General features: G+C 69.5%; 22 protein-coding genes and 3 tRNA genes. 16 read left to right on the top strand and 9 right to left on the bottom strand.

The features are described from left to right. Window positions 1–19 precede the first annotated feature (19 nt). From BJ980_RS13145 to BJ980_RS13175, 7 genes are all read left to right on the top strand, one after another. Window positions 20–1,600 carry an ABC transporter permease gene (locus BJ980_RS13145; RefSeq protein WP_179502706.1) on the top strand — a complete coding sequence of 527 codons (1,581 nt, stop codon included), beginning with the start codon at window positions 20–22 and terminating at the stop codon, window positions 1,598–1,600. Continuing rightward, window positions 1,597–2,676: an ABC transporter ATP-binding protein gene (locus tag BJ980_RS13150; RefSeq protein WP_179502707.1), complete on the top strand. Its 1,080-nt coding sequence runs from the start codon at window positions 1,597–1,599 to the stop codon at window positions 2,674–2,676. The genes BJ980_RS13145 and BJ980_RS13150 overlap by 4 nt, the downstream gene beginning before the upstream one ends. Then, window positions 2,673–5,246 (top strand): AMP-binding protein, encoded by a 2,574-nt coding sequence (locus BJ980_RS13155; RefSeq protein ID WP_179502708.1) that lies wholly within the window; start codon window positions 2,673–2,675, stop codon window positions 5,244–5,246. The genes BJ980_RS13150 and BJ980_RS13155 overlap by 4 nt, the downstream gene beginning before the upstream one ends. Window positions 5,247–5,256: 10 nt before the next feature. Continuing rightward, on the top strand, window positions 5,257–6,609 hold the full coding sequence (locus tag BJ980_RS13160; protein WP_179502709.1) for a dipeptidase: 1,353 nt from the start codon (window positions 5,257–5,259) through the stop codon (window positions 6,607–6,609). 7 nt (window positions 6,610–6,616) lie between these two features. Continuing rightward, a complete protein-coding gene (locus tag BJ980_RS13165) occupies window positions 6,617–7,825 on the top strand; it encodes a PucR family transcriptional regulator (RefSeq protein ID WP_179502710.1) in 1,209 nt (402 codons plus the stop codon). 151 nt (window positions 7,826–7,976) lie between these two features. Then, on the top strand, window positions 7,977–10,331 hold the full coding sequence (locus BJ980_RS13170) for a molybdopterin cofactor-binding domain-containing protein (protein WP_179502711.1): 2,355 nt from the start codon (window positions 7,977–7,979) through the stop codon (window positions 10,329–10,331). A gap of 24 nt (window positions 10,332–10,355) precedes the next feature. Further along, window positions 10,356–10,856 carry a (2Fe-2S)-binding protein gene (locus BJ980_RS13175; RefSeq protein ID WP_179502712.1) on the top strand — a complete coding sequence of 167 codons (501 nt, stop codon included), beginning with the start codon at window positions 10,356–10,358 and terminating at the stop codon, window positions 10,854–10,856. Window positions 10,857–10,886: 30 nt separating this feature from the next. On the opposite strand, the gene BJ980_RS13180 is transcribed toward BJ980_RS13175, so the two are convergent. After that, window positions 10,887–12,719 carry a sensor histidine kinase gene (locus tag BJ980_RS13180; RefSeq protein ID WP_179502713.1) on the bottom strand — a complete coding sequence of 611 codons (1,833 nt, stop codon included), beginning with the start codon at window positions 12,717–12,719 and terminating at the stop codon, window positions 10,887–10,889. A 133-nt stretch (window positions 12,720–12,852) separates the two neighbouring features. Here BJ980_RS13180 and purF point away from each other — a divergent pair, with 133 nt between their 5' ends. The 3 genes from purF to BJ980_RS13195 all read left to right on the top strand — a co-directional run bounded on the left by purF (window position 12,853) and on the right by BJ980_RS13195 (window position 16,007). Beyond that, window positions 12,853–14,445, top strand: a complete 1,593-nt coding sequence (purF, locus tag BJ980_RS13185; RefSeq protein WP_179503907.1) for an amidophosphoribosyltransferase — start codon at window positions 12,853–12,855, stop codon at window positions 14,443–14,445. An 18-nt stretch (window positions 14,446–14,463) separates the two neighbouring features. Further along, window positions 14,464–15,561, top strand: coding sequence for a phosphoribosylformylglycinamidine cyclo-ligase (gene purM, locus BJ980_RS13190; RefSeq protein ID WP_179502714.1), 1,098 nt, complete (start codon window positions 14,464–14,466; stop codon window positions 15,559–15,561). Window positions 15,562–15,812: 251 nt separating this feature from the next. Next, window positions 15,813–16,007, top strand: a complete 195-nt coding sequence (locus BJ980_RS13195; protein WP_179502715.1) for a DUF3073 domain-containing protein — start codon at window positions 15,813–15,815, stop codon at window positions 16,005–16,007. 150 nt (window positions 16,008–16,157) lie between these two features. Here the strand turns inward: BJ980_RS13195 and BJ980_RS13200 are convergent, their stop codons facing one another. Further along, window positions 16,158–17,255 (bottom strand): Glu/Leu/Phe/Val dehydrogenase dimerization domain-containing protein, encoded by a 1,098-nt coding sequence (locus BJ980_RS13200; RefSeq protein ID WP_343047808.1) that lies wholly within the window; start codon window positions 17,253–17,255, stop codon window positions 16,158–16,160. A gap of 206 nt (window positions 17,256–17,461) precedes the next feature. On the opposite strand from BJ980_RS13200, the gene BJ980_RS13205 reads away from it, so the two are divergent. Further along, window positions 17,462–17,656 (top strand): BldC family transcriptional regulator, encoded by a 195-nt coding sequence (locus BJ980_RS13205; RefSeq protein ID WP_179502717.1) that lies wholly within the window; start codon window positions 17,462–17,464, stop codon window positions 17,654–17,656. Window positions 17,657–17,707: 51 nt separating this feature from the next. On the opposite strand, the gene BJ980_RS13210 is transcribed toward BJ980_RS13205, so the two are convergent. The 3 genes from BJ980_RS13210 to BJ980_RS13220 form a co-directional block, all read right to left on the bottom strand. Beyond that, complete coding sequence (locus BJ980_RS13210; protein ID WP_179502718.1) at window positions 17,708–20,242, bottom strand: SCO7613 C-terminal domain-containing membrane protein; 2,535 nt, start codon at window positions 20,240–20,242, stop codon at window positions 17,708–17,710. Window positions 20,243–20,293: 51 nt separating this feature from the next. Further along, window positions 20,294–20,932 carry a hypothetical protein gene (locus BJ980_RS13215; RefSeq protein WP_179502719.1) on the bottom strand — a complete coding sequence of 213 codons (639 nt, stop codon included), beginning with the start codon at window positions 20,930–20,932 and terminating at the stop codon, window positions 20,294–20,296. Between the two features lie 95 nt (window positions 20,933–21,027). Further along, window positions 21,028–21,101, bottom strand: a tRNA-Phe gene (locus tag BJ980_RS13220). A 133-nt stretch (window positions 21,102–21,234) separates the two neighbouring features. Between BJ980_RS13220 and BJ980_RS13225 the strand changes: the two genes are divergently transcribed. The 3 genes from BJ980_RS13225 to BJ980_RS13235 all read left to right on the top strand — a co-directional run bounded on the left by BJ980_RS13225 (window position 21,235) and on the right by BJ980_RS13235 (window position 21,893). After that, window positions 21,235–21,307 (top strand) — tRNA-Glu (locus BJ980_RS13225). 86 nt (window positions 21,308–21,393) lie between these two features. Then, window positions 21,394–21,467 (top strand) — tRNA-Asp (locus BJ980_RS13230). Between the two features lie 75 nt (window positions 21,468–21,542). After that, window positions 21,543–21,893: a metallopeptidase family protein gene (locus BJ980_RS13235; protein ID WP_179502720.1), complete on the top strand. Its 351-nt coding sequence runs from the start codon at window positions 21,543–21,545 to the stop codon at window positions 21,891–21,893. A gap of 39 nt (window positions 21,894–21,932) precedes the next feature. Here the strand turns inward: BJ980_RS13235 and BJ980_RS13240 are convergent, their stop codons facing one another. From BJ980_RS13240 to BJ980_RS13250, 3 genes are read right to left on the bottom strand one after another with little or no spacing between them, the layout of a single operon-like run. Then, window positions 21,933–22,277: a fluoride efflux transporter FluC gene (locus BJ980_RS13240; RefSeq protein ID WP_179502721.1), complete on the bottom strand. Its 345-nt coding sequence runs from the start codon at window positions 22,275–22,277 to the stop codon at window positions 21,933–21,935. Continuing rightward, a complete protein-coding gene (locus BJ980_RS13245) occupies window positions 22,274–22,648 on the bottom strand; it encodes a CrcB family protein (protein WP_218855507.1) in 375 nt (124 codons plus the stop codon). The genes BJ980_RS13240 and BJ980_RS13245 overlap by 4 nt, the downstream gene beginning before the upstream one ends. Then, a complete protein-coding gene (locus tag BJ980_RS13250; protein ID WP_246279973.1) occupies window positions 22,645–23,616 on the bottom strand; it encodes an ATP-binding protein in 972 nt (323 codons plus the stop codon). The genes BJ980_RS13245 and BJ980_RS13250 overlap by 4 nt, the downstream gene beginning before the upstream one ends. A 152-nt stretch (window positions 23,617–23,768) precedes the next feature. Between BJ980_RS13250 and BJ980_RS13255 the strand changes: the two genes are divergently transcribed. Next, complete coding sequence (locus BJ980_RS13255) at window positions 23,769–25,226, top strand: NAD(P)/FAD-dependent oxidoreductase (protein WP_179502723.1); 1,458 nt, start codon at window positions 23,769–23,771, stop codon at window positions 25,224–25,226. Between the two features lie 182 nt (window positions 25,227–25,408). Here the strand turns inward: BJ980_RS13255 and BJ980_RS13260 are convergent, their stop codons facing one another. Further along, window positions 25,409–26,065: a PaaI family thioesterase gene (locus BJ980_RS13260; protein WP_179502724.1), complete on the bottom strand. Its 657-nt coding sequence runs from the start codon at window positions 26,063–26,065 to the stop codon at window positions 25,409–25,411. An 83-nt stretch (window positions 26,066–26,148) separates the two neighbouring features. Here BJ980_RS13260 and BJ980_RS13265 point away from each other — a divergent pair, with 83 nt between their 5' ends. Beyond that, window positions 26,149–26,658 (top strand): GNAT family N-acetyltransferase, encoded by a 510-nt coding sequence (locus BJ980_RS13265; protein ID WP_179502725.1) that lies wholly within the window; start codon window positions 26,149–26,151, stop codon window positions 26,656–26,658. Window positions 26,659–26,668 lie beyond the last annotated feature (10 nt).

Below are 26,668 nucleotides of genomic sequence, written 5' to 3' on the forward strand. Positions count from 1 at the left end.
ACCAGACAATGACAGACCGATGACGAGCACCACGCTCACCTCGCCGCGCAGCACGCGGCGGGTCCGTGACCGCGCTCCCGTGGCGCTGGTGCTGATCGGGATCGTCGTGGCCGTGTTCGCGCTGATCCCCCTGATCCACGTGGTCATCTATGCCTCCACGGTCGATCCCGACGTGATCCGTGAGCAGCTGTTCCGGCCCCGGATCGGGATGCTGCTGCGCAACACCCTCGGCCTGATGGTGACCTGTGTCGCGGCCAGCATCGCGCTCTCGGTGGCCTGCGCCTGGCTGGTGGTGCGCACCAACCTGCCCCTGGCCGGGTTGTGGCACGTGCTGCTCACCGCGCCGCTGGCCGTCCCGGCCTTCGTCAACGGCTTCGGCTGGGTCTCGCTGACCCACTCCGTCGAAGGGTTCGCCGGGGCCAGCATGATCGTCACGCTCTCCTACTTCCCGTTCGTCTACCTGCCGGTGTGCGCGGCGCTGCACGGCCTCGACCCGGTCCACGACGAGATGGCGGCAAGCGTCGGCCTCGGCCGGACCGCGACCTTCTTCCGGGTCGTGCTGCCCCAGCTGCGCCCGGCCATCCTCGGCGGCTCGCTGCTGGTGGCGCTGCACATGTTCTCGGAGTTCGGCGCCCTCAAGACGCTGCGGTTCCCGACCTTCACCACGGCCATCTATGACCAGTTCAACAGCACCTTCAACGGCCCCGCCGCACACCTGTCCTCGGCGCTGCTGGTGCTGCTCTGCCTGGCCGTGCTGACCCTGGAGCTCGCCCTGCGCGGGCGCAGGCGCTATGCCCGCACCAGCAGCGGTACGCCGCGTGCGGCCCGCCGCATCGACCTGGGCGCCTGGCGCTGGCCGGCCACACTGGCGCCGCTGGTCGTGGTCGCCCTCGCCCTCGGCGTGCCGATCTACAGCCTCGTGCACTGGATGCTCGTCGGATCCTCCACCGGCGACGGTCTGGCCGAGCTGCTGCCCACGGCCGCAACCACGATGGCGTACGCCGCACTCGGCGCGCTGCTCTCGGTCGTGCTGGCTCTGCCGGTGGGCCTGTTGGTGGTGCGGCACGCGTCGCTGACCAGCACCCTGGTCGAGCGGAGCACCTACACCGCCAACGCGCTGCCCGGCATCGTCGTCGCACTGGCCCTGATCACCGTCACCATCAACTACGCCGTGGACCTCTACCAGAGCGCGGTCGTCCTGATGGCGGCCTATCTGATCCTGTTCCTCTCCCGTGCCGTGGTCAGCGTCCGGGCCTCGCTCGAGCAGGCGCCGCCAGTGCTGGAGAACGTGGCCAAGAGCCTCGGCCTCAGCGGGCTGGCCACCACCTGGCGGGTCACCGTGCCGATCGTGCTGCCCGGCATCGGCGCCGGTGCGGCGCTGGTCTTCATCGCCATCTGCACCGAGTTGACCGCCACGTTGCTGTTGGCGCCGCTGGAGACCCAGACCTTGGCCACCGAGTTCTGGTCGCACTCCTCGGGCCTGTCCTATGGGGCCGCTGCGCCCTATGCGCTGGTGATGATCGCGATCTCGATGCCCGCCGTCTTCCTGCTCAGCCGCACCTCGAGGGCAGCACGGCCCCTCGCCAAGGAGAAGCCATGACTGTCCTCGACGCCCGCGCGCTGGTGCGCACGTTCGGCTCGGTCCGGGCCCTGGACGGGGTCGACCTGCGCGTCGAGGACGGCCAGGTGCTCGCCGTGCTCGGCCCGTCGGGATGTGGCAAGACGACGCTGCTCCGGATCATCGCCGGCTTCATGGCCGCCGATGCCGGATCCGTCGAGCTGGGCTCACGCCCGGTGCTCGTCGACGGTCGCTCCCGGGTCCCGACCCGGGAGCGCAACATCGGCTACGTGCCCCAGGAGGGCGCACTGTTCCCGCACCTCGACGTGGCCGCCAACATCACCTTCGGGCTGAGTCGCAGCGAGCGACGCGAGGCCGACGTCAGCGGCCTGCTCGACCTGCTCGGCCTCGACCGGTCATTGGCCGGACGGGCTCCGCACGAGCTCTCCGGCGGTCAGCAGCAGCGGGTCGCCGTGGCCAGGGCCCTGGCCCGCAAACCCACGCTGCTGCTGCTCGACGAGCCCTTCTCCTCCCTGGACGCCTCGCTGCGCGAGACCACCGGTCGGGCCGTGGTGGACGCGGTCCGGGCCACCGGTGCGGCAGCGTTGCTGGTGACCCACGACCAGAACGAGGCGCTCTCGTTGGCCGACGTCGTCGGCGTCATGTCGCAGGGCAAGGTGGTCCAGGTCGGCGAGCCGCTGCAGGTCTATGCCCGGCCGGCGACTCCGTTCGTGGCCTCGTTCGTCGGCAGCGGAACGGTGCTCCGCGCGCGCGTCGCCGACGGCATCGCGGACTCGGTGATCGGCAGCTTCCCGATCGCCGGGAGCCCCGGTGGCACTGATGGCTCTGGTCGCCCCGACAGCCCCGGCGCCAGCGCAACTGCCGGCGAGACCGACATCTTCGTCCGCCCCGAGCAGGTGCTGATCGATCCCGACGGTCCGGTGCAGGCCACCGTCGACCGCTTCGACTTCTATGGCCACGACGCCTGCGTCCACCTCCACGTCGAGGGCCACGGCGATGTGCTGTGCCGGGTGCGCGGCGACCGGGTGCCGAGCCCCGGCGAGCAGGTACGGATCTCGGTCACGGGCAACGCCACCGCCTTCGGACGCACGTCATGACCGTCACCTGGACCCCTACCGAGCTCACCGAACGCCCCTTCGGCGACCTGGCCCGGTTCGGCGACCGGCCGGCCCTGGTCACCGACGACGGGTCGCTGACCTACGCCGAGCTGGCCGAACGGGTGGCCGAGCGGGCCGCTGCCTGGCAGGAGAGCCGCCGGCTGATCGTGCTCACCGGCGCCAACACCGTCGACTTCGTGGTCACCTACCTGGCAGCCCTCACCGCCGGCTGCCCGGTGGTCCTGGTCCCGGGCTCGGCCGAGGAGAACCTGGCCGGCGTCATCGCCACGCACGACCCCGACCTGGTCGTCCGGGCCAGCGCCGAGGGCATCGTGGACGACGTACGCCGCGACGGCGGCCGGTACCCGATGCACCCCGACCTGGCTGTGCTGCTGTCCACCTCGGGGTCGACCGGCTCACCCAAGCTGGTCCGGCTCTCGCACGACAACCTGGCCAGCAACGCCGCCAGCATCGCCTCCTACCTCGCCCTCACCGAGGACGACTGCGGGATCACCAGCCTTCCCCTGCACTACTGCTATGGCCTCTCCATCCTCAACAGCCACCTGTCGGTCGGCGCCAGGATCGCGCTCACCGAGGCCTCCGTGGTCGATGACGAGTTCTGGTCGCTGGTCCAGACCGCCGGGGTGACCGGACTGGCCGGAGTGCCTCACACCTTCGACCTGCTCGAGCGCACCGGCTTCGCCGAGCGGTCCCTGCCGACACTGCGCTACGTCACCCAGGCCGGTGGCCGGCTCGCGCCCGAGCGCGTGCGCGAGCTGCACCGGTTCGGCCGCCGTCACGGCTGGGACTTCTTCGTCATGTACGGCCAGACCGAGGCCACCGCCCGGATGGCCTACCTGCCACCCGAGCTGGCCGAGAAGTGGCCGCACGCGATCGGTCGCGCGGTGCCGGGTGGCGAGTTCACTCTCGAGATGACCGACGGCCTCCCCGAGGGCGTGGGGGAGCTGGTCTACCAGGGCTCCAACGTGATGATGGGCTACGCCGAGCACCCCCGAGACCTGGCCCTTGCGGCGATGCCGCCCCGGCTGCGCACCGGTGACCTTGCCCGCGCACTGCCGCACGGCCTGTTCGAGGTGGTCGGGCGCCGCAGCCGGTTCACCAAGGTGTTCGGACTGCGGGTCAACCTAGACGAGGTCGAGGCCCACCTGGCCGCGAACGGCGTGAGCGGCCGCTGCGTCGGGGTCGAGGGCAGCATCGACGTCTTCGTCACCCGCCGCCGCGACCTGGCCACCGCAGGCGACCTGGTCGCGGCGCTGTGCGGCGTACCCACCTGGGTGGTCCGCACCCACCGCCTGCGTGAGCTGCCGATGACGCCCAACGGCAAGACCGACTACCGGCGGCTGGCCGAGCTGGCCGATGAGCGGCCGGACTCCGCCCCCGTCGGGCCGATGGACGCCGAGGACCTGCGCCAGCTCTATGCCCGGGTGCTGGACCGCGACGACGTCACGGTGGACCAGAGCTTCGCCGACCTCGGTGCCGACTCGCTCTCCTTCGTCGAGCTGGCAGTGCGGCTGGGGGAGCGGGTCGATCCGCTGCCGCGCGAGTGGCACCGGATGCCGATCGCCGAGATCGCCGGCGGGGCGACCGAGCGCAGGCGCTGGGGCGTCTCTGTGGACACCACCGTGATCCTGCGCGCGGTCGCGACGCTCCTGATCGTCGGCTCGCACGTCGAGCTCTTCGACCTAACCGGTGGCGCACACCTGTTGCTGATCCTGGCCGGCTACAACCTGGCCCGCTTCCACCTCGCCGGCGGTGGAGGACCGTCCGTCGGCGCGCCGACCTCGTCGCGGATCGGCTGGGCGCTGGCCGCGATCGCGCTGCCGAGCATCCTGTGGATCGGGGCGATGGCGGCACTGACCGGGGACTATGACCTGGGCACCACGGCGTTCCTCAACTGGGCGTTCGGCTCCGAGACCTGGGACGAGCGCTGGCGATTCTGGTTCCTCGAGGCGCTGGTGTGGATCCTGCTCGGCACCGCGGTCCTGTTCCGGTTCAGCTGGGTACGCCGTGCCGAGGCGGCGCGTCCGTTCGCCTTCGCGCTCGGCGTCTTCGCCGCCGCGATGGCCGTCCGGTGGGTAGCCACCGGCTGGACCGCCGACGACATCGACCGCTACACGCCGCCGGTGGTCATCTGGTGCGTGGCGCTCGGTTGGCTGGCGGCACGCGCGACGACCCTGCCGCGGCGGATCCTGGTCAGCGTGATCGGGCTCGTCGCGATCCTCGACTTCTTCGGGGAGCCGTCCCGCGAACGCGTGGTCGCGCTCGGGCTGGTCCTGACGCTGTGGGGGCCGCTGGTCCGACTTCCCCGGATGCTGGCCCTGGGCGTCGGCGTGCTCGCCACCAGCTCGCTGGCGGTCTATCTGACGCACTGGCAGATCTATCCGCACCTCGAGGTCAACCACCCCGAGCTCGCCCTGCTCGCCTCGCTCGTGGTCGGCGTGGCCTACCACCACGCGACCAAGCCGCTGGTCGACCTCGCCCGACGTACCCGCCCCGGAGTCAACCGGTCGCGACCACGCACGCAAGGGGCCCTCGACACCCACGGATAGTGTTGCCGGCATGACTTCGATCGATGACATCAAGACCCGTCTCACCGAGCTCATGCCCGCGATCCGGGCTGACCTCGAGGACCTCGTCCGCATCGAGTCCGTGAGCGCCGACCCGGCGCGCGCGGGCGAGGTGCAGCGCAGTGCCGAGAAGACCCGCGACCTGTTCGCCGCCGAAGGCTTCGAGGCGCAGATCCTCAGCGCCGACGGAGGCGCTCCGGCCGTCGTGGCGACCAAGGCCGCCCAGTCCGGTGACCCGGCCGCCGCCAAGACCGTGCTGCTCTATGCGCACCACGACGTACAGCCCGAGAACGACCACGCCGAGTGGAACACCGCGCCCTTCGAGCCGACCGAGGTGGGCGACCGCCTCTACGGCCGCGGCGCGGCCGACGACAAGGCCGGCATCGCCGCCCACCTGGCCGCACTGCGGATCCTCGGCGACGACCTCCCGGTCAACGTGGTCGTCTTCGTCGAGGGCGAGGAAGAGGTCGGCTCCGACTCGCTGCCGGCCTTCCTCAACGAGTACAAGGACCAGCTCGAGGCCGACGTCATCGTGATCGCCGACTCCGGCAACTGGGACATCGGCGTCCCGGCGCTGACCACCAGCCTGCGCGGCCTGGTCCGTGCCGACGTCGAGGTCCGCACCCTGACCCACGCCGTCCACTCCGGCATGTGGGGAGGCCTGGTGCCCGACTCGATCATCGCGCTCAGCCGCGTGATCGCCTCGCTGCACGACGACCAGGGCAACGTCGCGATCGAGGGCCTGCACTCCGGCCCCGCCGCCGACGTCGACTATCCCGAGGACCGCCTGCGCGCCGAGTCCGGCGCCGTGCCCGGCATCGACTGGATCGGCTCCGGCAGTGCCGTGGAGCGGCTGTGGACCAAGCCCTCGCTGAGCATCACCGGCCTCGACGCCCCCAAGGTCGACGGCGCCAGCAACACCCTGGTCGCCGCGGCCCGGGCCAAGATCTCGCTGCGCATCGCGCCCGGCGACACCAGCGCGAATGCCGTGGAGTGCCTGCGCAAGCACGTCGAGGCGAACATCCCGTGGGGTGCCGAGCACACGTTCACCGTGGTCGACACCGGCGAGGCCACCCAGATCGACGCCACCGGACCGGCGTACGACGTGGCCCGCGACGCGTTCACCCAGGCCTGGGACGGCACCGCGCCCGTCGACATGGGTGTCGGCGGCTCGATCCCGTTCATCGCGGAGTTCCTCGAGGCGTTCCCCGCGGCCAGCGTGCTGGTCACCGGCGTCGAGGACCCCGACACCCGTGCCCACGGCGCCAACGAGGGCCTGCACCTGGCCGAGTTCGAGCGGGTCTGCGTCGCCGAGGCGCTCTTGCTGGTCAACCTGGCGAACTGATCCGACGATGGGTGGCGACAGTCGGCTCGCCGGGTTCCTGGCGGTGCATCGAAGCTCGAGCGTCGCGCACCTGACCGAGCTGCTGGTCGCCACCATCATCGCGGGCAATCCGGGGTACGACGCCGCCGGCGTCGTACCGCTGGCCGATCTCGAGCGGTCGTGCGAGGACAACGTCCTGCGCGTCCTCGAGCTGCTCGCGCTCCGGGTCGCCGGCGAGGACCCGGACACCGCCGGCCCCTACTTCGACGCCGCCCGGGCCACCGGGACCCGGCGCGCGGAGCAGGGCCTGCCCCTGGACGACGTACTCCGCTCGTTCCGGATGGGCGGCAGGTTGATCTGGGAGGACCTCGTCGACAAGGCCGACCCGGCCGGCTTGCTGCAGGGCGATGACCTCAGGCTGATCGGCACCGAGCTGTGGCAGGTCGTCGACGACACCTCCGCCGAGGTCGCCGTCGCCTACCACGCAGCCGCGCGGTTGCGGGTCCGCGCCGACGAGGAGCGACGGGCCAATCTGTGGGAGGGCCTGCTCTCCGGGCGAGGCTCCGAGCCGGGCTTCGCCCAGGAGGCCGCGCGGGTGCTCGGTCTGTCGCCCGACGGTCCGATCGCCGTCGTCGCGATGGACCACCCGGTCCCCGGGCGAGAGCGGGCCGAGGGCGTCGCCACCGAGCTCCTCGCCCGCGGCGTGCGCTCCACCTGGCAGGAACGATCCGGACGCTGCGTGGGCGTCCTGGAGCTCCCGGGCCACGACGTCGAGCCCGCGCTGGCAGCCCTGCGTGAGGTGGCCGGGGTGCGGATCGGGCTCTCGTCGGTGATCGAAGGCCTGGCCGGCACCGGTCAGGCGCTGCGTGAGGCGATGCTGGCGCTGCAGACCGTGCGACCCGACCGACCCGAGGCGGTCTGCTATCTCGACCGGCTGCCGGAGGCGTTGCTGCTCAGCGCCCCCGATGTCTCCGGTCGCCTGGTCGACTCCTGGCTCGGCCCGGTGCTGGGGCTCCCGGGACCCGAGCACTCCGTCCTACTGACCACCCTCGAGTCGTGGGTGGAGGGCGGTGGCTCGGCCAGCCGGGCGGCTGCACTGGTCCCGTGCCACCGCAACACCGTGGTCAACCGGCTGCGTCGGGTGAGCGAGCTGACCGGCCGGCCACTGGTGGAGGGCCCGCCCCCGGTCGAGCTCTCCCTGGCCCTGCGGATGTGGCGGCTCTCCGAGACGGAGTGAGCCCCGATGTGCAACCTGCCCAACGAGAGGGCAGATTTCTGGCAGCGCGCGGCATGGTGCGGGTTCGTGACCGGGCCCACACTGGAGTCGGGAGGGAGTACGCCCGCGGCGATCGGTTGAGGGACCGGGTGCCGCATCGAGGAGGACTCCCATGACGAAGCAGGAAGCAACGAACTCGGACGTCGCGCCGTCGACGGCCGGTCTTGACGCGAGCGGCCCGCTGCACTTCGGCCGACGTCGATTCCTCGGTTATGTCCTCGGCGGGGCCACGCTGATGGCCGCCGCCGATCTCGGGTTGATGCCCGAGCGCGCCGCGGCGGCGGTCCCGACGCTGCCGTCGATCCCCGAGCTCTATGACCTCAACGACCTGCTCACCCATGCCGCGGCTCCCACGGCGAACCTGATCACGATCAACATCAACGAGGACGGCACCGCCTCCTTCGCGCTGCCTCGCGCCGAGGTTGGCCAGGGCATCACCACCTCGACGGCGATGATCATCGCCGAGGAGCTCGACCTGCCTTTGGAGAAGGTCATCGTCACCTTGGCGCCGGCCCGTCCCGAGCTGCTGTTCAACCAGCTCACCGGTGGCTCGAACACGACGATCTCCACCTACACCCCGATCCGGGTCGCTGCCGCGATCGCCCGCAAGCAGCTGCTCGAGGCAGCCGCGATCCTGCTCGGCGACACGGTCGGCAACCTGGTCGCCAAGGCTGGGGTGATCGAGGCGCCTGACGGCTCCAGCGTCAGCTATGGCGAGCTGGCGACCAAGGCGGCCAGCCCGACCACCGAGCAGGTCGAGGTGGAGCTCAAGGAGGACAAGGGCTTCAGCATCGTCGGCACTCCCCGCAACCGGGTCGACGCCCTCGCCGCGGTCACCGGCAAGAAGGAGTTCACCACCGACCTGGCCATCCCCGACGCGCTGCCCACGATGGTCTGCCGCGCCCCCACCTTGAACGGCATCCCGCTGGCCATCGAGAACAAGGCCGAGGTGCTCGCCCTGGACGGCGTACGCAACGTGGCCCTGATCGACACCGGCGTCGCGGTCCGGGCCGACACCTTCGGGCAGGCCATCGACGGGGTGCGCGCCCTCAAGGTGCGCTGGCGTGACGGACCGGTCGCCGGCGACTCGGACGAGGACGTGCTGAAGGGGCTCCGCAAGGCAGAGCTCCCGTTGCCGACCCTGCCCGGCAAGGGCCTGGCCCGCACCGTGGGTGGTGACTTCACCTTCTGGTTCCGCAGCAACTCCGCGATGGACACCAACTCCGCGATCGCCGACGTACGCGACGGCAAGGCAAGGATCTGGTCCGGGCTCAAGTCACCGATCGTGGCGCAGCAGGCGATCGCCCGCGAGCTCGGTCTCAAGGACTCCGACGTCGAGGTGAACGTCGTACAGTCCGGTGGCTCGTTCGGTCGTCGGCTGTTCTACGACGCAGCCCTCGAGGCCGCCAAGATCTCCAAGGCGATGGGCGCACCGGTCAAGCTGATGTGGCACCGGGCCGACGACGCGCGCGCCGGGCGGGCCCACCCGATGGCCACCTCGCGGGTGCGCGCGGCCCTGATCGGCAAGGAGGTGGTGGCGCTCCAGCAGTCGCACACCAGCGTGGAGACCGACTTCCGGCACGGACTCGGCGACATCATCAGCGCCACCGCCGCCGACCTCCCGGCCGGCGTGGGCAACCTCGGCTTCGCCGAGACCATCTTCACCCTCACCCAGGAGGTTCCCTACAACTTCGGCCTGGTCACCCAGACCCTGTTGGAGACCGACCAGAGGTTCAACACCGGCAGCATGCGCAACATCTACTCCCCGGACGTGCGCTGCGCCAACGAGCTGGTCGTGGACATGCTGGCCAAGGACGCCGGGCTGGACCCCTACGAGTACAGGCGCAAGATGCTGCGGCTCGGCGTGGTCCGCCGCGTGCTGGACAAGGTCGCCGAGGAGGGCGAGTGGGGACGCTCGCTGCCCTCGGGAGTGGCCCAGGGGATCGCGATCCACAAGGAGTACAAGGGCGCCAGCGCCTGCCTGGTCGAGATCGACACCCGTCCGCAGACGGTCAACCGCAAGGTCCGCAACGCGGTCACCGGGCCACGGGTCACCCGGGTCACCTTCGCGATCGACGTCGGCCTGCCGATCAACCCGCGCGGCCTGGAGGCGCAGATGCAGGGCGGGATCAACGACGGCATCGCCCTCGCGCTGACCTCGAGCCTGCACCTGCGTGACGGGCACTTCATGGAGGGCAGCTGGGACAACTACTTCTACACCCGCCAGTGGAACACCCCGCCCGAGGTGAACGTGATCGTGATGCCCCCGTCCTCCGACCAGCCCGGCGGGGCCGGCGAGGCCGGAGTCGCGGCCAGCTTCGCGGCCGTGGCGTGCGCCTATGCGCGGGCCACCGGCACGGTGCCGAAGGAGTTCCCGATCAACCACGGCCAGATCGCGTTCGAGGAGAAGCCGCGGGTGCCACCCGTGCCGCAGTCCCCGACCGACGGCCTCTCGCACACCTACTGAGCCCCCAGCGATCAAGGAGTCGACATGCCTCGACAGAGCTTCATCCTCAACGGCGAGACGGTCACCGTCGACGTGGCCGACGACGTACGTCTGCTGTGGGTCCTGCGCGACCTGCTGGGAGTGACCGGCCCGAAATATGGCTGCGGGATCAACGTCTGCAAGGCCTGCACGTCGCACATCAACGGCAAGGCGTTCAACCCGTGCGCGGTCCCGGTGGGTGCGTTGAAGAAGGGCGACGAGGTCACCACCATCGAGGGCCTGCCCGACACCGCCCCCCAGGCGCAGCGTGGTCCGAACGGCCTGCACCCGATGCAGGAGGCGTGGCTGGAGCGGGACGTGGCCCAGTGCGGCTACTGCCAGCCGGGACAGATCATGGCCGCGGTCGCCGTCGTACGTCGTGCCCAGGCGGAGAACCGGACCGTCACCGACGAGGACCTCGACGGGATCCGCAACATCTGCCGCTGCGGCACCTACACCCGGATCCGCGAGGCCCTCCGCGAGGGCGAGCAGGCGATGCGCGGCTGATCGCCGTCGGGCGGGTTCCGTCTGGGTCGCTCAGCTGGTCCCGGAAGCCGAGTCCCTCGTCGCCCGAGCGGTCGCGGCCGGGAGAGTGACGGTGAACGTGGTGCCCTTGCCGAGCTCGGAGGCGACCGCAATCGTGCCGCCGTGGCGGCGCACGGTGCGTTGCACGATCGCCAGTCCCAGGCCGGTGCCGGGCATCCGGAGAGCCTCGGGGTTGCTCGACCGGAAGAACTCGGTGAACACCTGCTCCTGGTCCTTCTCGGAGATGCCCAGCCCCTCATCGCGAACCCGCAGGATGACGTTCGAGTCCTCGACCCGCGCGCTGATCGCGACCGCGCCCCCGTCGCGAGAATATTTCACGGCGTTGCTGACCAGGTTGCCGCAGATGCGCTCGAGGTCTGCGGCCTCGGCGCTGACCAGCGCCTTGGGCGGGGCGTCGACCTCGAGTCGCAGGCCGCGACGCGCAGCCTCGAGCGAGTTGAGGTCGATCACCTCGTCGATCACCGCGACGAGGTCGATGGGGAGTGCGACCACGCGACGGTGCGGGTCACCGGCTCGGGCCAGGGCGAGCATGTCCTGCGCCAGGGACTCGAGCTTCCCGGCAGAACGGCTGATCACGTCGAGCGAGCGGCGTACCTCAGCATCGACGTCGGCGTCCTCGAGCAGCTCGAGGTGCCCCAAGATGCCGGTCAGCGGGTTCTTGAACTCGTGGGAGACCGTCGAGATGAGCTGGCTCTTGTAGCTGTCCAGGGCACGCAACTCGGCCAGCAGTTGCTGGTCTCGTTCCGCGGTGCGCACGTTGAAGACGGCACGGCCGAGATCGCGGCCCAGGTCCGCGGCCCACTGGGCCTCGGCATTGTTCCACTCGGGGGACCCTGGGTTCCGGCACAGCACGAGCATCCCCATGCACTCGTCGCCGGCGCTGAGCGGGACCAGCATCGCGGTCTCGACGTTGATCGTGGAGAGGAAGACGACGGCCTGGTCATGGGAAGGTTGATGCCTCACCTGGTCGGGGCGGTTCTCCGAGATGAACACGATCTCGTTCCGCTCGCAGGCGATCTCGGCGGTGTCGTGCGCGACCTCCCTGAGCCAGTCAGGAAGGTCGATCTCCCGGTCGTCGGTGGAATAGATCGCGTCGCGGCCGCGGCCGAAGTTGTCGAAGGCCTGCAACCACATGCCCTGGGCACGGAACCCTTCGGCGATGCTGGGCTGGATGGTCTCGATCAGCTGGTCCAGGGAGAAGACGCCACTGGCTCGTTGCACGATCGTGCGCGAGGCTCGGGCCAGCCGCACGTGGTCAGCGGCCCGGTCGCGCTCCAGCAATGCGGCAACGGCCTGCGCGGCTTGGTTGACATATCGAGACAGCAGTCGCAGCCGTTCCGCATTCGGGAGCATCCCGTCGACGGGCAGGTCCACCGACATGGAGCCGACCAAGTTGCCTTCCACGTCGTGCAGGAGTGCGAAGAGCAGGTTCAGCGGGAGCCACGCATCGGGGTGGTCCAGTGGCTCGAAGTCGGCGACCCAGCCCAGGTCGTCCTCGCGGCCGACGACTGCCTCGTGCGGGACGAAGCGCAGGCTGTTGCCCCAAGGGATCGAGTCGGCGACGTCCTTCTCCAGCTCCGAGACCGGACGGAAGGTGCCGAGCAGCAGCTTCTCCGCGGCCGGGTCACCGGCAACCGCAACCATCTCGAGCTGTCCGGAGTCGCGCAGTACGCTCAGGCCGGAGACGCCGAATCCGGCAACGTCGCAGACCCCTTGGGCGATGACCTTGAGTGATGCTTCGAGGTCGGTGGCAGCCCAGGCGCCGATCAGAATGCGATAGAAGTCCGGTTCGGACCGTCCCTCACTGTTGTCACGTGGTGTCATCAATCTCCCTTTGTCCTCACTTTACCGAGTAACCCATGGAGAAGTTGTGAACTCGTGCCGGTCCGTGGGAGACGACGAGTCGGCGGTTGACCACCACCGCGTCTAGAATCGGTGTGTGCCCCAGCCCAGCAGCATGCGCAAGGGTGGCGACGGCCGCCTCACCAACGCCCTCGACCCCCAGGACCAGGGACCCCAGGATGCCTGTGGCGTCTTCGGTGTCTGGGCTCCCGGGGAAGACGTCGCGAAGCTCACCTACTACGGCATCTTCGCCCTGCAGCACCGCGGGCAGGAGTCCGCCGGCATCGCGGTCAGCAACGGCCGGCAGATCCTCGTCTACAAGGACATGGGGCTCGTTTCCCAGGTTTTCGACGAACCGACGCTGGAGGCGTTGAAGGGCCACCTCGCGATCGGTCACTGCCGCTATTCGACCACCGGTGCGAGCACCTGGCACAACGCGCAGCCGACTTTCCACCCCACGGCCAAGGGCTCGATCGCGCTGGCCCACAACGGCAACCTGACCAACACCGCCGACCTCGCCCAGATGGTCGACGACCTGGCCAGCCTCGATCAGGAGCTGGACCTGAAGGTCCGCAAGTCCGAGGCCGCCACCAACGACACCAGTGTCGTCACGGCGCTGCTCGCCAACCACCCCGACAGCACCGTCGAGGAGCGGGCGATGCAGTTGCTGCCGCAGGTCAAGGGCGCCTTCTGCTTCGTCTGGATGGACGAGGACACGCTCTACGCCGCCCGAGACCCGCAGGGCATCCGACCGCTGGTGATCGGTCGTCTCGAGCGGGGTTGGGTGGTCGCCTCGGAGACCGCCGCCCTCGACATCGTCGGCGCCTCCTACATCCGCGAGGTCGAGCCCGGCGAGATGGTCATCGTCGACGAGGACGGCCTGCGCACCCGCACCTTCGCCGAGCCGGAGCCGAAGCACTGCCTGTTCGAGTTCGTCTATCTCGCGCGTCCCGACACGATCATGACCGGCAAGCGCGTGCACAGCGTCCGGGTCGAGATCGGCCGTCGACTGGCGCGCTCGTTCCCCGCCGACGCGGACCTGGTCATCCCGGTGCCGGAGTCCGGCACTCCCTCCGCGATCGGTTATGCGGAGGAGTCCGGCATCCCCTATGGCGTGGGACTGGTGAAGAACTCCTACGTCGGGCGCACGTTCATCCAGCCCAGCCAGACCATCCGCCAGCTCGGCATCCGGCTCAAGCTGAACCCGCTGCGCGACATCATCGAGGGCAAGCGCCTCGTGGTCGTCGACGACTCGATCGTGCGCGGCAACACCCAGCGCGCGCTGATCCGGATGTTGCGCGAGGCAGGTGCCCGCGAGGTGCACGTGCGGATTTCCTCCCCGCCGGTGAAGTGGCCGTGCTTCTACGGCATCGACTTCGCCACCCGGGCCGAGCTGATCGCCAACGGGCTCACCAACGACGAGATCTGCCGCTCGATCGACGCCGACTCGCTGGGCTACATCGACCTCGAGGACCTGGTCGACGCGACCGAGGTGGCCAAGGACGACCTGTGCCGAGCCTGCTTCGACGGGGTCTATCCGGTGCCGCTGCCTGAGCCGCAGCACCTCGGCAAGAACCTGCTCGAGGTGTCCGAGTCGGTGGACACCAGCGCCCTCGCACTCAGCATCGACTCAGTCCAGGTGGAGGCCGAGGGGTTGGCCACGTCGCTGACCGGTGGCGGCGCCAACGACGCCCTCGACCGGCCCTGACGCTCCTGTCGTTCCCAGATGCCATCCGATGAAGTCCAACCAGAGAGAACAGCCGTGACCCAGTCGCACGAGAACGCGTACGCCGCAGCCGGCGTCTCCATCGAGGCCGGCGACCGTGCCGTCGAACTGATGAAGGGCTGGGTCGAGAAAGCCCGTCGCCCCGAGATGATCGGTGGCATCGGCGGCTTCGCCGGGCTCTTCGACGCCAGCGCGCTCAAGTCCTACGAGCGCCCGCTGCTGGCCTCCTCGGCCGATGGCGTCGGCACAAAGGTCGCCATCGCCCAGGCGCTCGACAAGCACGACACGATCGGCTTCGACCTGGTCGGCATGCTCGTCGACGACCTCGTCGTCTGCGGCGCCGAGCCGCTCTTCCTGACCGACTACATCGCCACCGGCCGGGTCGTGCCCGAACGCATCGCCGCGATCGTCAAGGGCATCGCCGAGGCCTGCGTCCAGGCCGGCTGCGCCCTGATCGGTGGGGAGACCGCGGAGCACCCCGGACTGCTCGGTCCCGACGAGTACGACGTCGCCGGCTCGACCACCGGTGTCGTGGAGGCCTCGCGCCTGCTCGGTCCGGCGCTGGTCCGTCCCGGCGACGCAGTCATCGCGATGGAGGCCTCGGGCCTGCACTCCAACGGCTATTCGCTGGTGCGCCACGTCCTGCTCAACACCGCCAAGTGGGAGTTGGACCGTCAGGTCGACGAGCTCGGCCGCACCCTGGGCGAGGAGCTGCTCGAGCCGACCCGGATCTATGCCAAGGCCTGCCTGGCACTGGCCGACGAGACCGAGACGCACGCGATGTCGCACATCACCGGAGGTGGCCTCGCCGCCAACCTCGCGCGAGTGATGCCCGAGGAGCTCTCCGCGACGCTGGACCGCTCGACCTGGACCCCGCAGCCGATCTTCGACCTGGTCCGCAAGGTGGGCGACGTCGCGCAGCCGGATCTCGAGCAGACCCTCAACTGCGGCGTGGGCATGGTCTCCCTGACCGCTCCCGACGACGCCGACCAGGCAGTCGCCGTACTCGCCCGTTTCGGGATCAACGCCTGGGTGGCCGGCACGGTTGCCGCCGGTGACGGCTCGGTCGAGCTGGTCAACCAGCACCCTGGCTGGTGAACTCCCCGGGCAAGACTGGTGGTTCCCGGGCAAGATCTTGCCCGGGAAGCGCCGGAGTCACCGGGTACCCGGTGACTTTGGCAGCGGCATCTGTTCGCCCGTAGGGAAATTCCGGCCAACTGGCGGACCTCGGTGTGCATCAATGCCCACCGAGCAGGTAGCGTTGCCCTCACGAATAGTTAACCAGGAAGTCCGGGGTGCTTCGGCTTGCCGCCGAAACCCCCGGCCAAGCGCGCGAAGGGGTCGATCCTATGGGACGCGGCCGAGCCAAGGCCAAGCAGACCAAGGTCGCACGCGACCTGAAGTACCGCACTCACGAGACGGACTTCGGGGCGCTCGCCCAGGAACTGCACGGTGCCACCGGTAGCAACAAGGACACGTCGGAATCGACCCGTGAGGACGATGCCGACGACTGGTCCGACTACGCGGAACCTCCGCGCGACTGACCCTGCTTCACCGCTGTCCCTGCCGAGCCATGCTCGCCGGGACAGTTCTCGCCGGTCCTGGCGCGATTCGTCGCGCCCGGGGTTCCGGATGAGCTGAGCTGACGTCTGGGACGCCCCTGGCCTGTGAGGGTCAGGGGCGTCCCGACGGGTTCAGCCCTTCAGCCACATGCCGCGCAGTCGGCTGACCTCGCGCATGCGACGCTCGGCCAGACGGTCGGCAGCGATGGCGGGAGGTACGCCGTCCTGGCGCGCCGTCTCGAAAACGGTGCGGGTGGTCTCGAAGATCCCGGTGGCGCGCTGCTTGGCGCGCTCGAAGGAGAAGCCCTCGAGCTCGTCGTACACCTGGATCAGGCCGCCGGCGTTCACGCAGTAGTCGGGCGCGTAGAGGATGCCCTTCGCCTCGAGCGCCTTCTCGACGCCGGGGTGCGCGAGCTGGTTGTTGGCGGCCCCGCAGATGATCTTTGCCGAGGTGGCCTCGACCACCTCGTCGCTGATCGCGCCGCCCAGGGCGCAAGGTGCATAGACGTCGAGCTGGGAGGCGACCAGTTCGTCGGTGGACTCCACCACCTTCACCTGGGGGAACTCGTCGCGGACCCGGTCCACGGCCGGCTGCCACACGTCGGTGATCACCACGCTGGCGCCGTCCTCGACGAGGTGGCGGACCAGGTGGTGACCGACCTTGCCCACGCCGGCAACACCGACGGTGCGGCCGGCCAGGGTGGGCTCGCCCCACACGGACTCGGCTGCGGCGCGCATGCCTTGGAAGACCCCGAAGGCAGTCAGCACCGAGGAGTCGCCGGCGCCACCGTGGGCGACGGTGCGCCCGGTGACGTAGTCGCACTCCCGGGCGATCTCGTCCATGTCGACACTGAACGTCCCGACGTCGCACGCCGTGTAGTAGCGGCCGTTGAGCGACTGTACGAAGCGACCGTAGGAGCGCAGCAGCGTCTCGTCCTTGATCGTCTTCGGGTCGCCGATGATGACGGCCTTGCCGCCGCCCAGGTCCAGGCCGGCCAGCGCGGCCTTGTAGGACATCCCGCGGGAGAGGTTGAGGACGTCCCTCAGGGCCTCGTCGGTACTCGCGTAGGGATGGAATCGCGTGCCGCCGAGGGCCGGACCGAGGGCGGTCGAGTGGATCGCGATGATGGCCTTGAGGCCACTGGCCTCGTCATGGCAGTGGATGACCTGCTCGTGCTCGGACTCGAAGACGTCGAGCGGAGGGGTCGAGGGGGCGGTGGAACGGGTCACGAGTGGCGACCTCTCTGTGCGGGAGCCGAGGGGTGTGCGGCTCGGTGCGGAAGTGACCCACATGGGTGACGTGGGTCTCATCCCAGAGTAGTTCGCGCGCGCGTCCCGGTGCCAACCGGCGCAACACGTGCACGCCTGTTGTGATGCATCGTTTGGACATGGCAAACTGTTCCACAGATTCGGACATATCTCATGAAAGAGGATGCATGCCCACCCCTCGCACGGACGCGGACAACCTGCTCACCCCCTCGGAGGTCGCCGCGCTGTTCCGCGTGGACCCGAAGACCGTGACCCGCTGGGCCAAGGCCGGCAAGATCGGCTCCATCCGCACCCTCGGTGGCCACCGCCGTTTCCGCGAGTCCGAAGTCATGGAGCTCCTGGGCGCCGAAGTCTCCGAGTGAGACGGACCGGACCCCATCGGGACCCGGTCCCGCACCGGCACCCGCCGGAGCTCAGCGCATTCGACGCAGTCTGGCCGTAGCGTCCTTGAACCGGGCCAGGCTGCGTTCCCATGTCACGCCGAGTGCGGTCAGCACGATGCCGATCAGGCCGATCACCATCCACTGGGGCAGCACGTCCGCGTGCCCGACCTCGCGCAGTACCAGCGCGACTCCCACGGCCCCACCGATCAGCATCGGAGCCGACCAACGCTGCAGCGCGCCCACGAGTACGACGAGCGCACAGGCGAGCCCGAGCGCCAGTGCGCGCAGGGAGACCGGGTCGGCCATCGCGATCACCAGTGACGGTGCCAGCGCCAGGACCAGACCGGAGCCCAGCGCCCTGAAGCTGCCGACCGGACCGCGAGCCATCATCACCGCTCCCACAGTGAGCAGGACCAGCGCCAGGGGCAGGGTGTAGGCCTCGACGGTCTCCACGCCGACCTGCTGCAGGCGGACCCACTGAGCCAGCGTCAGCAGCCCCAGACTGGCCCAACCGAACCGGCGACGGCTCGGGTTGACCAGGGCGGTGATCGCCGCCAGCACGCCTGCCACGGTCAGGTCGATGGCCAGCCACGACTGCACGGACGAACCGTCGTCGGCCTGGCCGATCATCGCCAGGCTGGCGCAGGTCGCCACCAGACCGGTCACCACCGCGGGCACTTCGCGCGTGGGTCGAGCGGCCAGCATCGACCAGGCGCCGAGGATGACCAGGATCGGCGCGGCACGCCATTCGACGTCGATCCCGGCCAGGTGCATCAGCGTCCAAGTGAAGCCGGCGACCAGTGGCGCGAAGCCGACCTCGCCCATGGCGCGGGCGGCGCCGCTTCGACTGGTCAGGCCCAGGGCCGCGACGGTCAGCAGTCCGGTGGCCACCGCCGTGAGCACGTCGTTGGCCAGCGACACAGCAATCGCGCTGAGGCTGGCGAAGGTCACCACCACGGCCGCCGTGTTCACCGTGATCTCCGAGCGCGAGCTGGTTGCGACGAGGCCGGCGACCGCGGTGAGGATCAGCAGGGAGGCGAGAGTGAGCGCCGCGGGTACGTCGTACGTCGCGGGCAGCAGGGCGATCGTGGAGACGGCGACCAGCCCGCCTGCGCCGATCCAGTGGGCCGGGGCGAAGTGCGCGTGCACCAGTGGCGCGAGCAGGCTCACACCCGCGCCGATCGCGACCAAGCCGACGGCGACGGCGAGTGGCAGCAGCGGTGGCTCCCACCAGTCCAGCGAGTTGGCTTCGAGATGTACGCCGATGCCACCGCTCCACGTCGGACTACTGGTCAGTGCCGTGCCGGCGACGTTGCCGAGCAGGACTGCGATCACGACCTGGACGAGTCCAGCCACGGCGACCGGGACCGCAACGATCCAACGCCAGAGGTCGCCCAGCGCGAGCATGGCGCCAGCACCACCGAGCGCGACAACCGCAGAGACCAGGGCGACGCGGGTCAGCGACTCGTCGATGACGGGGGCAGTGAGCAGGACGACGATCAGCGCCACGCCGGCAGCCAGTCCCGCCACCCGTGCGCCACGCGGCAGGGCCCGGACCAGCGCCAGACCGGCGGCGAAGCCAGCTGACACCAGCACCAGCCAGGTCTGCGGACCACCCCACACCTCGCCGATGCTCGGGGAGGTGTCGATCGCGGCGAGCCCGCGGGTCAGGGTGACCAGCCACCAGCACAGCGTGCCCACGCCCAGGATCGACGTGGTCACGGTGAGCGCGAGGCGGTGCGCGGCCCACGTGCAGGCTGCGGTGAGCAGGAGTGCGATCACGAACGCGGCGTCGCCGTCGACGAAGATGTGCACGCCGATCACCGCGACGAGTGCCCCGATCCCGGCACCAGCCTGCGCACTCCACAGCGCCGCCAGAGGAGTGCGTCGGGCGCCCAGGGCGGCGGCCATTGAGGTGGCCGCCACCACGGTGCCGAGCAGCACGATGAACCCTGCGTCGGAGACGGCGTCGAGCCAGCCGGCTGATTGTGCGCCGAGCACGTCGAGGGTGAGCAGCCCGAGCGCCACCGTGGTGAACGCCTCCGCGCCGCCCCGCAGGTCGCGGCGGGCCAGGAAGGTGGCCGCGGCACCTGCGGCAACGGTCGCTGCGACGAGTACGCCGGTCCGCCCGCCGACACCGAGCGCCGACCAGGCCACCGCGAGGAAGACGACCGCCGCGACCAGCAGGCACAGGGCGCCCAGCCCGAGCAGGATCTTGGGGCCGGAGGCGGCGGTGAGTCGCGGCGTACGCCGTCCGGCTCGGCTCTCGTGCGCCGGGACCGGGAAGGACGGCATCGGGCCGATCATCGATCCAGTCACTGCGCCAGCCGTTGAGCCAGTCATTGAGCCGGCCAGCGCCGGCTGGGGAGCGGTCCGGTTGAGGGTGGAGGTGGCAGAGAGGCGGAGCAGCTCGGCCACCAGGCCGTCGGCATGGGTCAGCGTCCGGAACAGGTTCACCGCGACCGGGCCGCTGAGTTGGATGCCGCAGGTGTCACAACGAGAGGTGCCGGCGGCGATGGGCGCGCGGCAGGCCGGGCAGGCCTCGGGATCGGCATATCGGAACATGCCCTGAGCCTGTCAGCGATGGGCGCCCACCGGATCGGTTTCTGCACCCATTCAGGGCTGAGTATCAGCACTCAGATCTGGGGGAGGGGACTGACGGTCCGCATCCGAGTTCGGCAGGAACTGGGAGGCGATCTCGGGCCAGGCGTTGTCGATCAACGGGATCAGCTCGATCCGCATCGCCTTGCGTACATGGGGCTTCTCCAGCTCGCGACCCACGAAGCGGACGATGAAGCGGCGAAGCTCGGCATCGATCCCGGCCACCTTCTGCAACAGCGCCGAACGACGGCTGTCGGCCTGCAGGGTGAGCGTGACCTCCTCCTCGACGGGCGGGCGGATCGCCCAGATGATCGTGAGCGGGTCCTCCAGGGCCATGGTCAGCTCGAGCGGGAGCGACACGTCGGCCAGGAAGCGGGCGTGGTCGACCTGCAGGTCGAGGTCGAAGGTGACCGAGACCGGCAGGATGAGCCGGTAGCCGGGCCGCCCGTCGGGGAGCGCGTCGCCATACGTCTTGTCGAAGGTCCCCTGCGCGGTGATCCGGGCGAGCTTGCGACCGGGGCCGGCGCCGATCGGCCCCAGCGAGAAGGTGTCGCCGAGCACCCGGTCGATCGAGCTGAACACCCGCTCCTTGTGCAGGATCAGCCGCATGAAGTCGGCGCCGAAGTGCTCGAAGCCCGCGAAGGTGTCGTCCACGCCCGCAACCTATCGCGAACCCGGGTGGACGGGCCGCGACAATACGGCCGGAAAATGACCGAAGCCGCGATCCGGGGATCGCGGCTTCGGGGGTGTGGCCAGGGGCGGGGTCGAACCGCCGACCTACCGATTTTCAGTCGGTCGCTCGTACCAACTGAGCTACCTGGCCGGGCCGCGCAGAAGATTACCGCACCTGCGGCCGATGGGTGAAAACGCGGTTCGCTTTGGTGCTCGCCCGCCGCACCCCCTATGCTGTGTCGGCCTGCTGGAGAGTCTCGCCACTTTCCGGCAGGTGCACCAAGGCCCCCATCGTCTAGCGGCCTAGGACGTCGCCCTTTCACGGCGGTAGCACGGGTTCGAATCCCGTTGGGGGTACTCCACCGAGGTCGATGCTCGCCCGATTGGGAGAGTCCGGCCGAGATGGGTTATCGTTCATCCGCTTCCTAGTGAAGCAAACACCTGGCCCCGTAGCGCAGTTGGTTAGCGCGCCGCCCTGTCACGGCGGAGGTCGCGGGTTCGAGTCCCGTCGGGGTCGCAGAGACATGAGAGCCCCGCCCAGATCGCCAAGATCCGGGCGGGGCTTCATGCATTTCCCGCTAGGTTGGTGGCGATGATCGAGATGGACCGCCCCGAGTTCGAAGCGCTCGTCGACCGCTCCCTCGACGAGATCCCGGACCAGATCGTCGCGTTGGTGGACAACGTCGTCGTGCTGATCGAGGACGACCCGCCGCCGGACGAGCCGGGACTGCTCGGCCTCTATGACGGCGTCGCCCTGACCGAGCGACAGGCCAACCACGCGATGGAGCTGCCCGACCGGATCTTCATCTACCGCAACCCGCTGCTCGAGATGTGCGCGAGCGTCGAGGAGCTCGAGGACGAGGTCCGGATCACCGTCGTCCACGAGATCGCGCACCACTTCGGCATCGACGACGCAGCGCTGCACGACCTCGGCTACGCCTGAGTGATCGGCGTGCGCCGCGGCGATCTCAGTGGGGCGATCTCAGTGGGGCGGGGTGACGAACCCGAGGGCACACGCTGCGAGGCAGGCAACCACGGTGAGCACGGAGTACGCCGTACCGCGTCGGCGTCCCAGTCCGAACGCCTGCACGGCGAAGCTGGAGTAGGTCGTGAAGGCGCCGCAGAAGCCCACGCCGAGCAGGGCGGCCTGATCGCCGGACAGGGACATCGAGGTGATCCAGCCGAGCAGGAACGAGCCGAGCACGTTGACCGTCAGGGTGCCGGTCGGCCAGGACCGCTCGGCTTCGAGCCGGTCGAGGTGGTGCGCCACGTAGTAGCGCGCCGGCGCCCCGAAGAACGCGCCGAGGGCGACGAGCAGTGGCGTCATCGCTCGAGTCTCCGGCGGGGAGTGGCCAGGGCGACGGCGAGGACGGCCGCGAGCAGGGTTGCCGTCAGGTAGGCCAGCGCGATCACGAGGTCGCCGTCGGCCAGCAGGGCGCGCCCCTCCTCGGAGGCAGCGGACATCGTGGTGAAGCTACCCAGCAGGCCGGGACCGAGGAACAGGGCAGCGCGGCCGGTGGTGACCACGCGGGGGAGCAGCGCCAGGAGCAGGCAGCCCACGACGTTGATCGCGAACGTCGTCCAGGGGAAGCCGTCCGCGTTCGGCGTCGCCTGGCCCGCGCCCCAGCGCATCAGGGCGCCGAGTGCCCCACCGAGACCGATTGCGAGGAGGTCGACGGCTTGCGGTCGCCGATTCACCTGGCCCGCTGTTCGAGGCCCTGCTTGCCCAGCCAGGGCAGGGGCGAGGCCCCGTTGGACTGGCGGAGCACCTCCCCGACGAACCACGTCTGGAACTCCCGTTGCTGCGGCGTGGCAGCGAGCGCGAGCAGGCGCTCGCCGCGACAGAAGGCATCGGCGAGGTCGAGCACGTCCGCGACCTGGCCGAGCAGTGCCGGGGTGTCCGGCCCGATCGACATCGTGATGTCGGCGGACGCCTGGTCGGCGGCGATGGCCTCGGCGAGGCTGTCGTCGACGTGGGCCGTGCTGATCTCGTCGTCGAAGCGCTCGAAGAGCTCGGTGATGGTGTGGGCCACCGGATAGTCGCTGTGGTGGGCCAGGGCCAGCAGGCGCAGCTCACGGCGCAGCTCGCGGAAGTGGCGTCGCCAATCGAGGAAGACGCTCACCGGGAACCCGGCGAACACGATCGTGTAACCCTCGCCGGCGCGACGCGGACCGGCGATCCGGACCTTCGCGGGCTTCTTGAAGACCTGGCCGACGAGGTCGGGTTCGTCGACCGGCTCCGCGGCCGGTTCGAACCAGACCACCTTGCCCGGCTCGTCCGGGTCGGCGCCCCAGCGGTGGGAGCACATCGCCACCATGCCCAGGCCGCGGCCGAACGTGGAGAAGAGCTCCTCCTCCTTGGCCATCGCCGCATTGATGCGCGGGGGCTCGGGTGAGCCGTCGAGGACTTCGATGCGGGGATAGCGGTGGGTGCCGCGCACGCGCACCGCAATCGGGGGAGCGGCGTGCAGGAGGGCGTTGGTGACCAGCTCGGAGATGCCCAGCTCGGCAGTCTCGACCAAGTCGTCCCGACCGAGTTCATGGCAGGCGTCGGCGGCCCAGCGTCGCGCTTCGCCCACGGAGCGCGGACTGGCCTCGAGAGTCAATTTCCCCCTGCTCAGAGGCAATGCATGCACCCTTGACTGTATGGAGTGGTGTCGGACCATTTTGAAGCCCGCAAGGCCCTTACCCACTTTGATCGTGTCTAACACCACACAATTTAGTGCCAGTTCGCGGAATGAGACGCCGTGATGGGAACATTGGCTCTGGTAGACGCACGCGACTCGGCACAAGTCATCAGAAAGGCCACCGAGGGGACATGGCAAGCAAGGACAATGGCAAGCACCAGGTAGTCGTCATCGGCTCCGGATTCGGCGGCCTGTTCGGCACCAAGGCCCTGAAGCGGTCCGACGTCGACGTCACCATGGTTGCGAAGACCACGCACCACCTCTTCCAGCCACTGCTCTACCAGGTTGCCACCGGCATTCTGTCGCAGGGCGAGATCGCTCCTCCCACGCGTGAGGTCCTCGCCGGCCAGAAGAACGCCCAGGTCCTGCTCGGCACCGTGACCGACGTCAACCTCGAGACGCGCACCGTCACCCACCACGTGCTGGGTCGCGAGACGACGACGTCCTACGACACGCTGATCGTCGCCGCCGGCGCCAGCCAGTCCTACTTCGGCAACGACCACTTCGCCGAGTTCGCCCCGGGCATGAAGAGCATCGACGACGCCCTCGAGCTGCGTGGGCGCATCTTCGGAGCCTTCGAGATGGCCGAGAACGCCGCCAAGCGCGGCGAGCCCACCGACCACCTGCTCACCTTCGTGGTCGTCGGGGCCGGGCCGACCGGTGTCGAGATGGCCGGCCAGATCGCCGAGCTGGCGCGCAAGACGCTGCGCAAGGACTTCCGCTCCATCGACACCCGCAACGCGCGGATCATCCTCGTCGACGCCGCTCCGCAGGTGCTCCCGCCGTTCGGCGCCAAGCTCGGAGCCAAGGCGAAGGCCGAGCTGGAGAAGATCGGCGTCGAGGTCCAGCTCGGTGCGATGGTGACCTCGATGGACGAGCGTGGCCTCGAGCTGAAGGACAAGGACGGCTCGGTGCGCCGCATCGACTCGGTCGCCAAGGTGTGGGCTGCCGGTGTGCAGGCCAACCCGCTCTCCAAGACCCTGTCCGAGCAGAGTGGTGCTCCGCTCGACCGCGCCGGCCGGATCTCGGTCAACCCCGACCTGACCCTTCCGGGTCACCCCGAGGTCTTCGTCCTCGGCGACATGATCTCCCTCGACAACCTCCCGGGCGTTGCCCAGGTGGCCATCCAGGGCGCGAAGTACGCCGCCAAGGAGATCGACAACCGCCTCAAGAACAAGGCGCCGCAGCAGCCCTTCAAGTACTTCGACAAGGGCTCGATGGCGATCATCGCCAAGTTCCGTGCGGTCGCCAGCGTCGGCAAGCTGAAGCTCAACGGCACCATCGCGTGGCTGATGTGGCTCGCCGTGCACCTGGTCTACCTGACCGGTTTCAAGAACCGCGTCGGTGCACTCCTGTCCTGGGCGATCACGTTCATCGGCAACGACCGCTCCGAGCGGACCGTGACCGAGCAGCAGATCTTCGCCCGTCTGGCGCTGGAGAAGCTCGAGGGCGGGTCCCAGGACCTCGTCACCGCTCCCGGTGAGTTCGACGCCGCCCAGGAGGCGCAGCGTGCGGAGCTCGAGGAGAAGGCCGCGGAAGAGGCTCGCCTCACCGATCAGGGCCAGCGCGGCGTACACGTCGACGCCTGAGCGTCGAACCGGCAGTTCTTGTGCGTCGAACCGGCAGTTGTTGCGCGCCCAACGAGCAAGTCTTGGACGTCGAGCCGGCACTTGTTGACGCGCTGACCGCAACGACTGCAGGCTCGAGCCTCAACAACTGCAGGTTCGTGCCACCACAACTGCAGGTTCGCGGCGCAACAACTGCAGGTTCGTCACTCGAAGATGGACGGCTTGCCCTCGCCGTTCTCACGCGCCCAGCGCGGCATGATGAAGATCCCCTCGCACCGTACGGTCGGCCCCTCGCTGTCGCTGATGTGGCCCACGACGATGGTCTTGATCCCCTCGACCCGGTCGACCTTCGCCTCCGCGTGCAGCTCACCCAACGGGGTGGGGCGCTCGTAGCGCAGGCTCAACGTCCCGGTCATGCCTGCCTTGTGCCCGGCGGCGGCGGCCTCGCCGGCGACCTGGTCCAACAGGAGGGCGCTCACACCTCCGTGCACGAGTCCGGGCGGTCCCTCGTAGGCCGCTCCGAGGTGGAAGTCGGTGGTGACGAGTCCGTCCTCGTGCCAGGTGATGTCGAGCGGCGGCGCGATCGGGTTACGCATCCCCACGACGGCGTTGCCGTAGTTGCGTGAGGTCCCGCCCTCGGGATTGATCGTGACCCCGTGGCTGGACGGGATCTGGCTGGCCCGCAGCCGCTCGGTGATCGCAGCGAGCTCCTTGCGGATCTCGATCATCTCGTCGTCGGGGACCGTGCTGCGCAGGACCGCATCGATCAATTCACGGGTGGTCGCTGCCAGGCCGCCCTGCACCTCGCGCTCGCGCGCCAGCTGCTCCTCGGTGACCTCTTCGATGCGGTAGTCGGACATGCGAGCCACCCTAGACGTGTGCAGGAGCCAACTGCGCGCAAACCCAGTGGAAACCAGCCTCGTGGCGTGATGGGATGCGCCACATGACCGAGCTGATCACCCCCGACCTGCAGTGGTACGACGAGTGGCGCGCGGCGTACGACGAGTTCGGCGGCGTGCACATGGACGGCTCGGGCTATTTCGGGACGCCGCCGCCGGAACCCTCACGCGACGACTATGCGGCGATGGTCGAGAACCGGCTCGCCCAGGGCGATCCGTCCACGCAGATGGACCCCGGGATGGTGCACTGCTCCTTCTTCTGGATCACCGAGCAGGACTCGTTCATCGGCTGGCTCGCGATCCGGCACGCGCTCAACGACTTCCTGCTCGAGCAGGGGGGCCACATCGGCTATTCGGTGCGCCCGTCGCGTCGCCGCGAGGGTCACGCGTCGCGCGCCCTCGGTCTGGCCGTTCCGTTGTCTCGGGAGCTCGGCATCGACCGGATCCTGCTCACCTGCGACGCCGACAATGACGCGTCGCGACGCACGATCGAGGCCAACGGCGGCGTGTTCGAGGACGAGCGCGTGGGCAAGCTGCGCTACTGGATCGGCTGAGCTGCGGCAC

The organism is Nocardioides daedukensis (genome assembly GCF_013408415.1).
In the GTDB taxonomy this organism is placed as follows: domain Bacteria; phylum Actinomycetota; class Actinomycetes; order Propionibacteriales; family Nocardioidaceae; genus Nocardioides; species Nocardioides daedukensis.

Coding starts and splice junctions, on each gene's coding strand:
- BJ980_RS13240 (WP_179502721.1), bottom strand. CDS start 22,277: ATGACGCCACTGCTCGTCGCCCTCGGCGCGTTCTTCGGGGCGCCGGCG.
- BJ980_RS13250 (WP_246279973.1), bottom strand. CDS start 23,616: ATGGTCCGACACCACTCCATACAGTCAAGGGTGCATGCATTGCCTCTG.
- purF (WP_179503907.1), top strand. CDS start 12,853: ATGCGCAAGGGTGGCGACGGCCGCCTCACCAACGCCCTCGACCCCCAG.
- BJ980_RS13195 (WP_179502715.1), top strand. CDS start 15,813: ATGGGACGCGGCCGAGCCAAGGCCAAGCAGACCAAGGTCGCACGCGAC.
- BJ980_RS13145 (WP_179502706.1), top strand. CDS start 20: ATGACGAGCACCACGCTCACCTCGCCGCGCAGCACGCGGCGGGTCCGT.
- BJ980_RS13170 (WP_179502711.1), top strand. CDS start 7,977: ATGACGAAGCAGGAAGCAACGAACTCGGACGTCGCGCCGTCGACGGCC.
- BJ980_RS13165 (WP_179502710.1), top strand. CDS start 6,617: ATGGGTGGCGACAGTCGGCTCGCCGGGTTCCTGGCGGTGCATCGAAGC.
- BJ980_RS13205 (WP_179502717.1), top strand. CDS start 17,462: ATGCCCACCCCTCGCACGGACGCGGACAACCTGCTCACCCCCTCGGAG.
- BJ980_RS13155 (WP_179502708.1), top strand. CDS start 2,673: ATGACCGTCACCTGGACCCCTACCGAGCTCACCGAACGCCCCTTCGGC.
- BJ980_RS13255 (WP_179502723.1), top strand. CDS start 23,769: ATGGCAAGCAAGGACAATGGCAAGCACCAGGTAGTCGTCATCGGCTCC.
- BJ980_RS13235 (WP_179502720.1), top strand. CDS start 21,543: ATGATCGAGATGGACCGCCCCGAGTTCGAAGCGCTCGTCGACCGCTCC.
- BJ980_RS13265 (WP_179502725.1), top strand. CDS start 26,149: ATGACCGAGCTGATCACCCCCGACCTGCAGTGGTACGACGAGTGGCGC.
- BJ980_RS13160 (WP_179502709.1), top strand. CDS start 5,257: ATGACTTCGATCGATGACATCAAGACCCGTCTCACCGAGCTCATGCCC.
- BJ980_RS13175 (WP_179502712.1), top strand. CDS start 10,356: ATGCCTCGACAGAGCTTCATCCTCAACGGCGAGACGGTCACCGTCGAC.
- BJ980_RS13180 (WP_179502713.1), bottom strand. CDS start 12,719: ATGACACCACGTGACAACAGTGAGGGACGGTCCGAACCGGACTTCTAT.
- BJ980_RS13210 (WP_179502718.1), bottom strand. CDS start 20,242: ATGTTCCGATATGCCGATCCCGAGGCCTGCCCGGCCTGCCGCGCGCCC.
- purM (WP_179502714.1), top strand. CDS start 14,464: ATGCCATCCGATGAAGTCCAACCAGAGAGAACAGCCGTGACCCAGTCG.
- BJ980_RS13260 (WP_179502724.1), bottom strand. CDS start 26,065: ATGTCCGACTACCGCATCGAAGAGGTCACCGAGGAGCAGCTGGCGCGC.
- BJ980_RS13150 (WP_179502707.1), top strand. CDS start 1,597: ATGACTGTCCTCGACGCCCGCGCGCTGGTGCGCACGTTCGGCTCGGTC.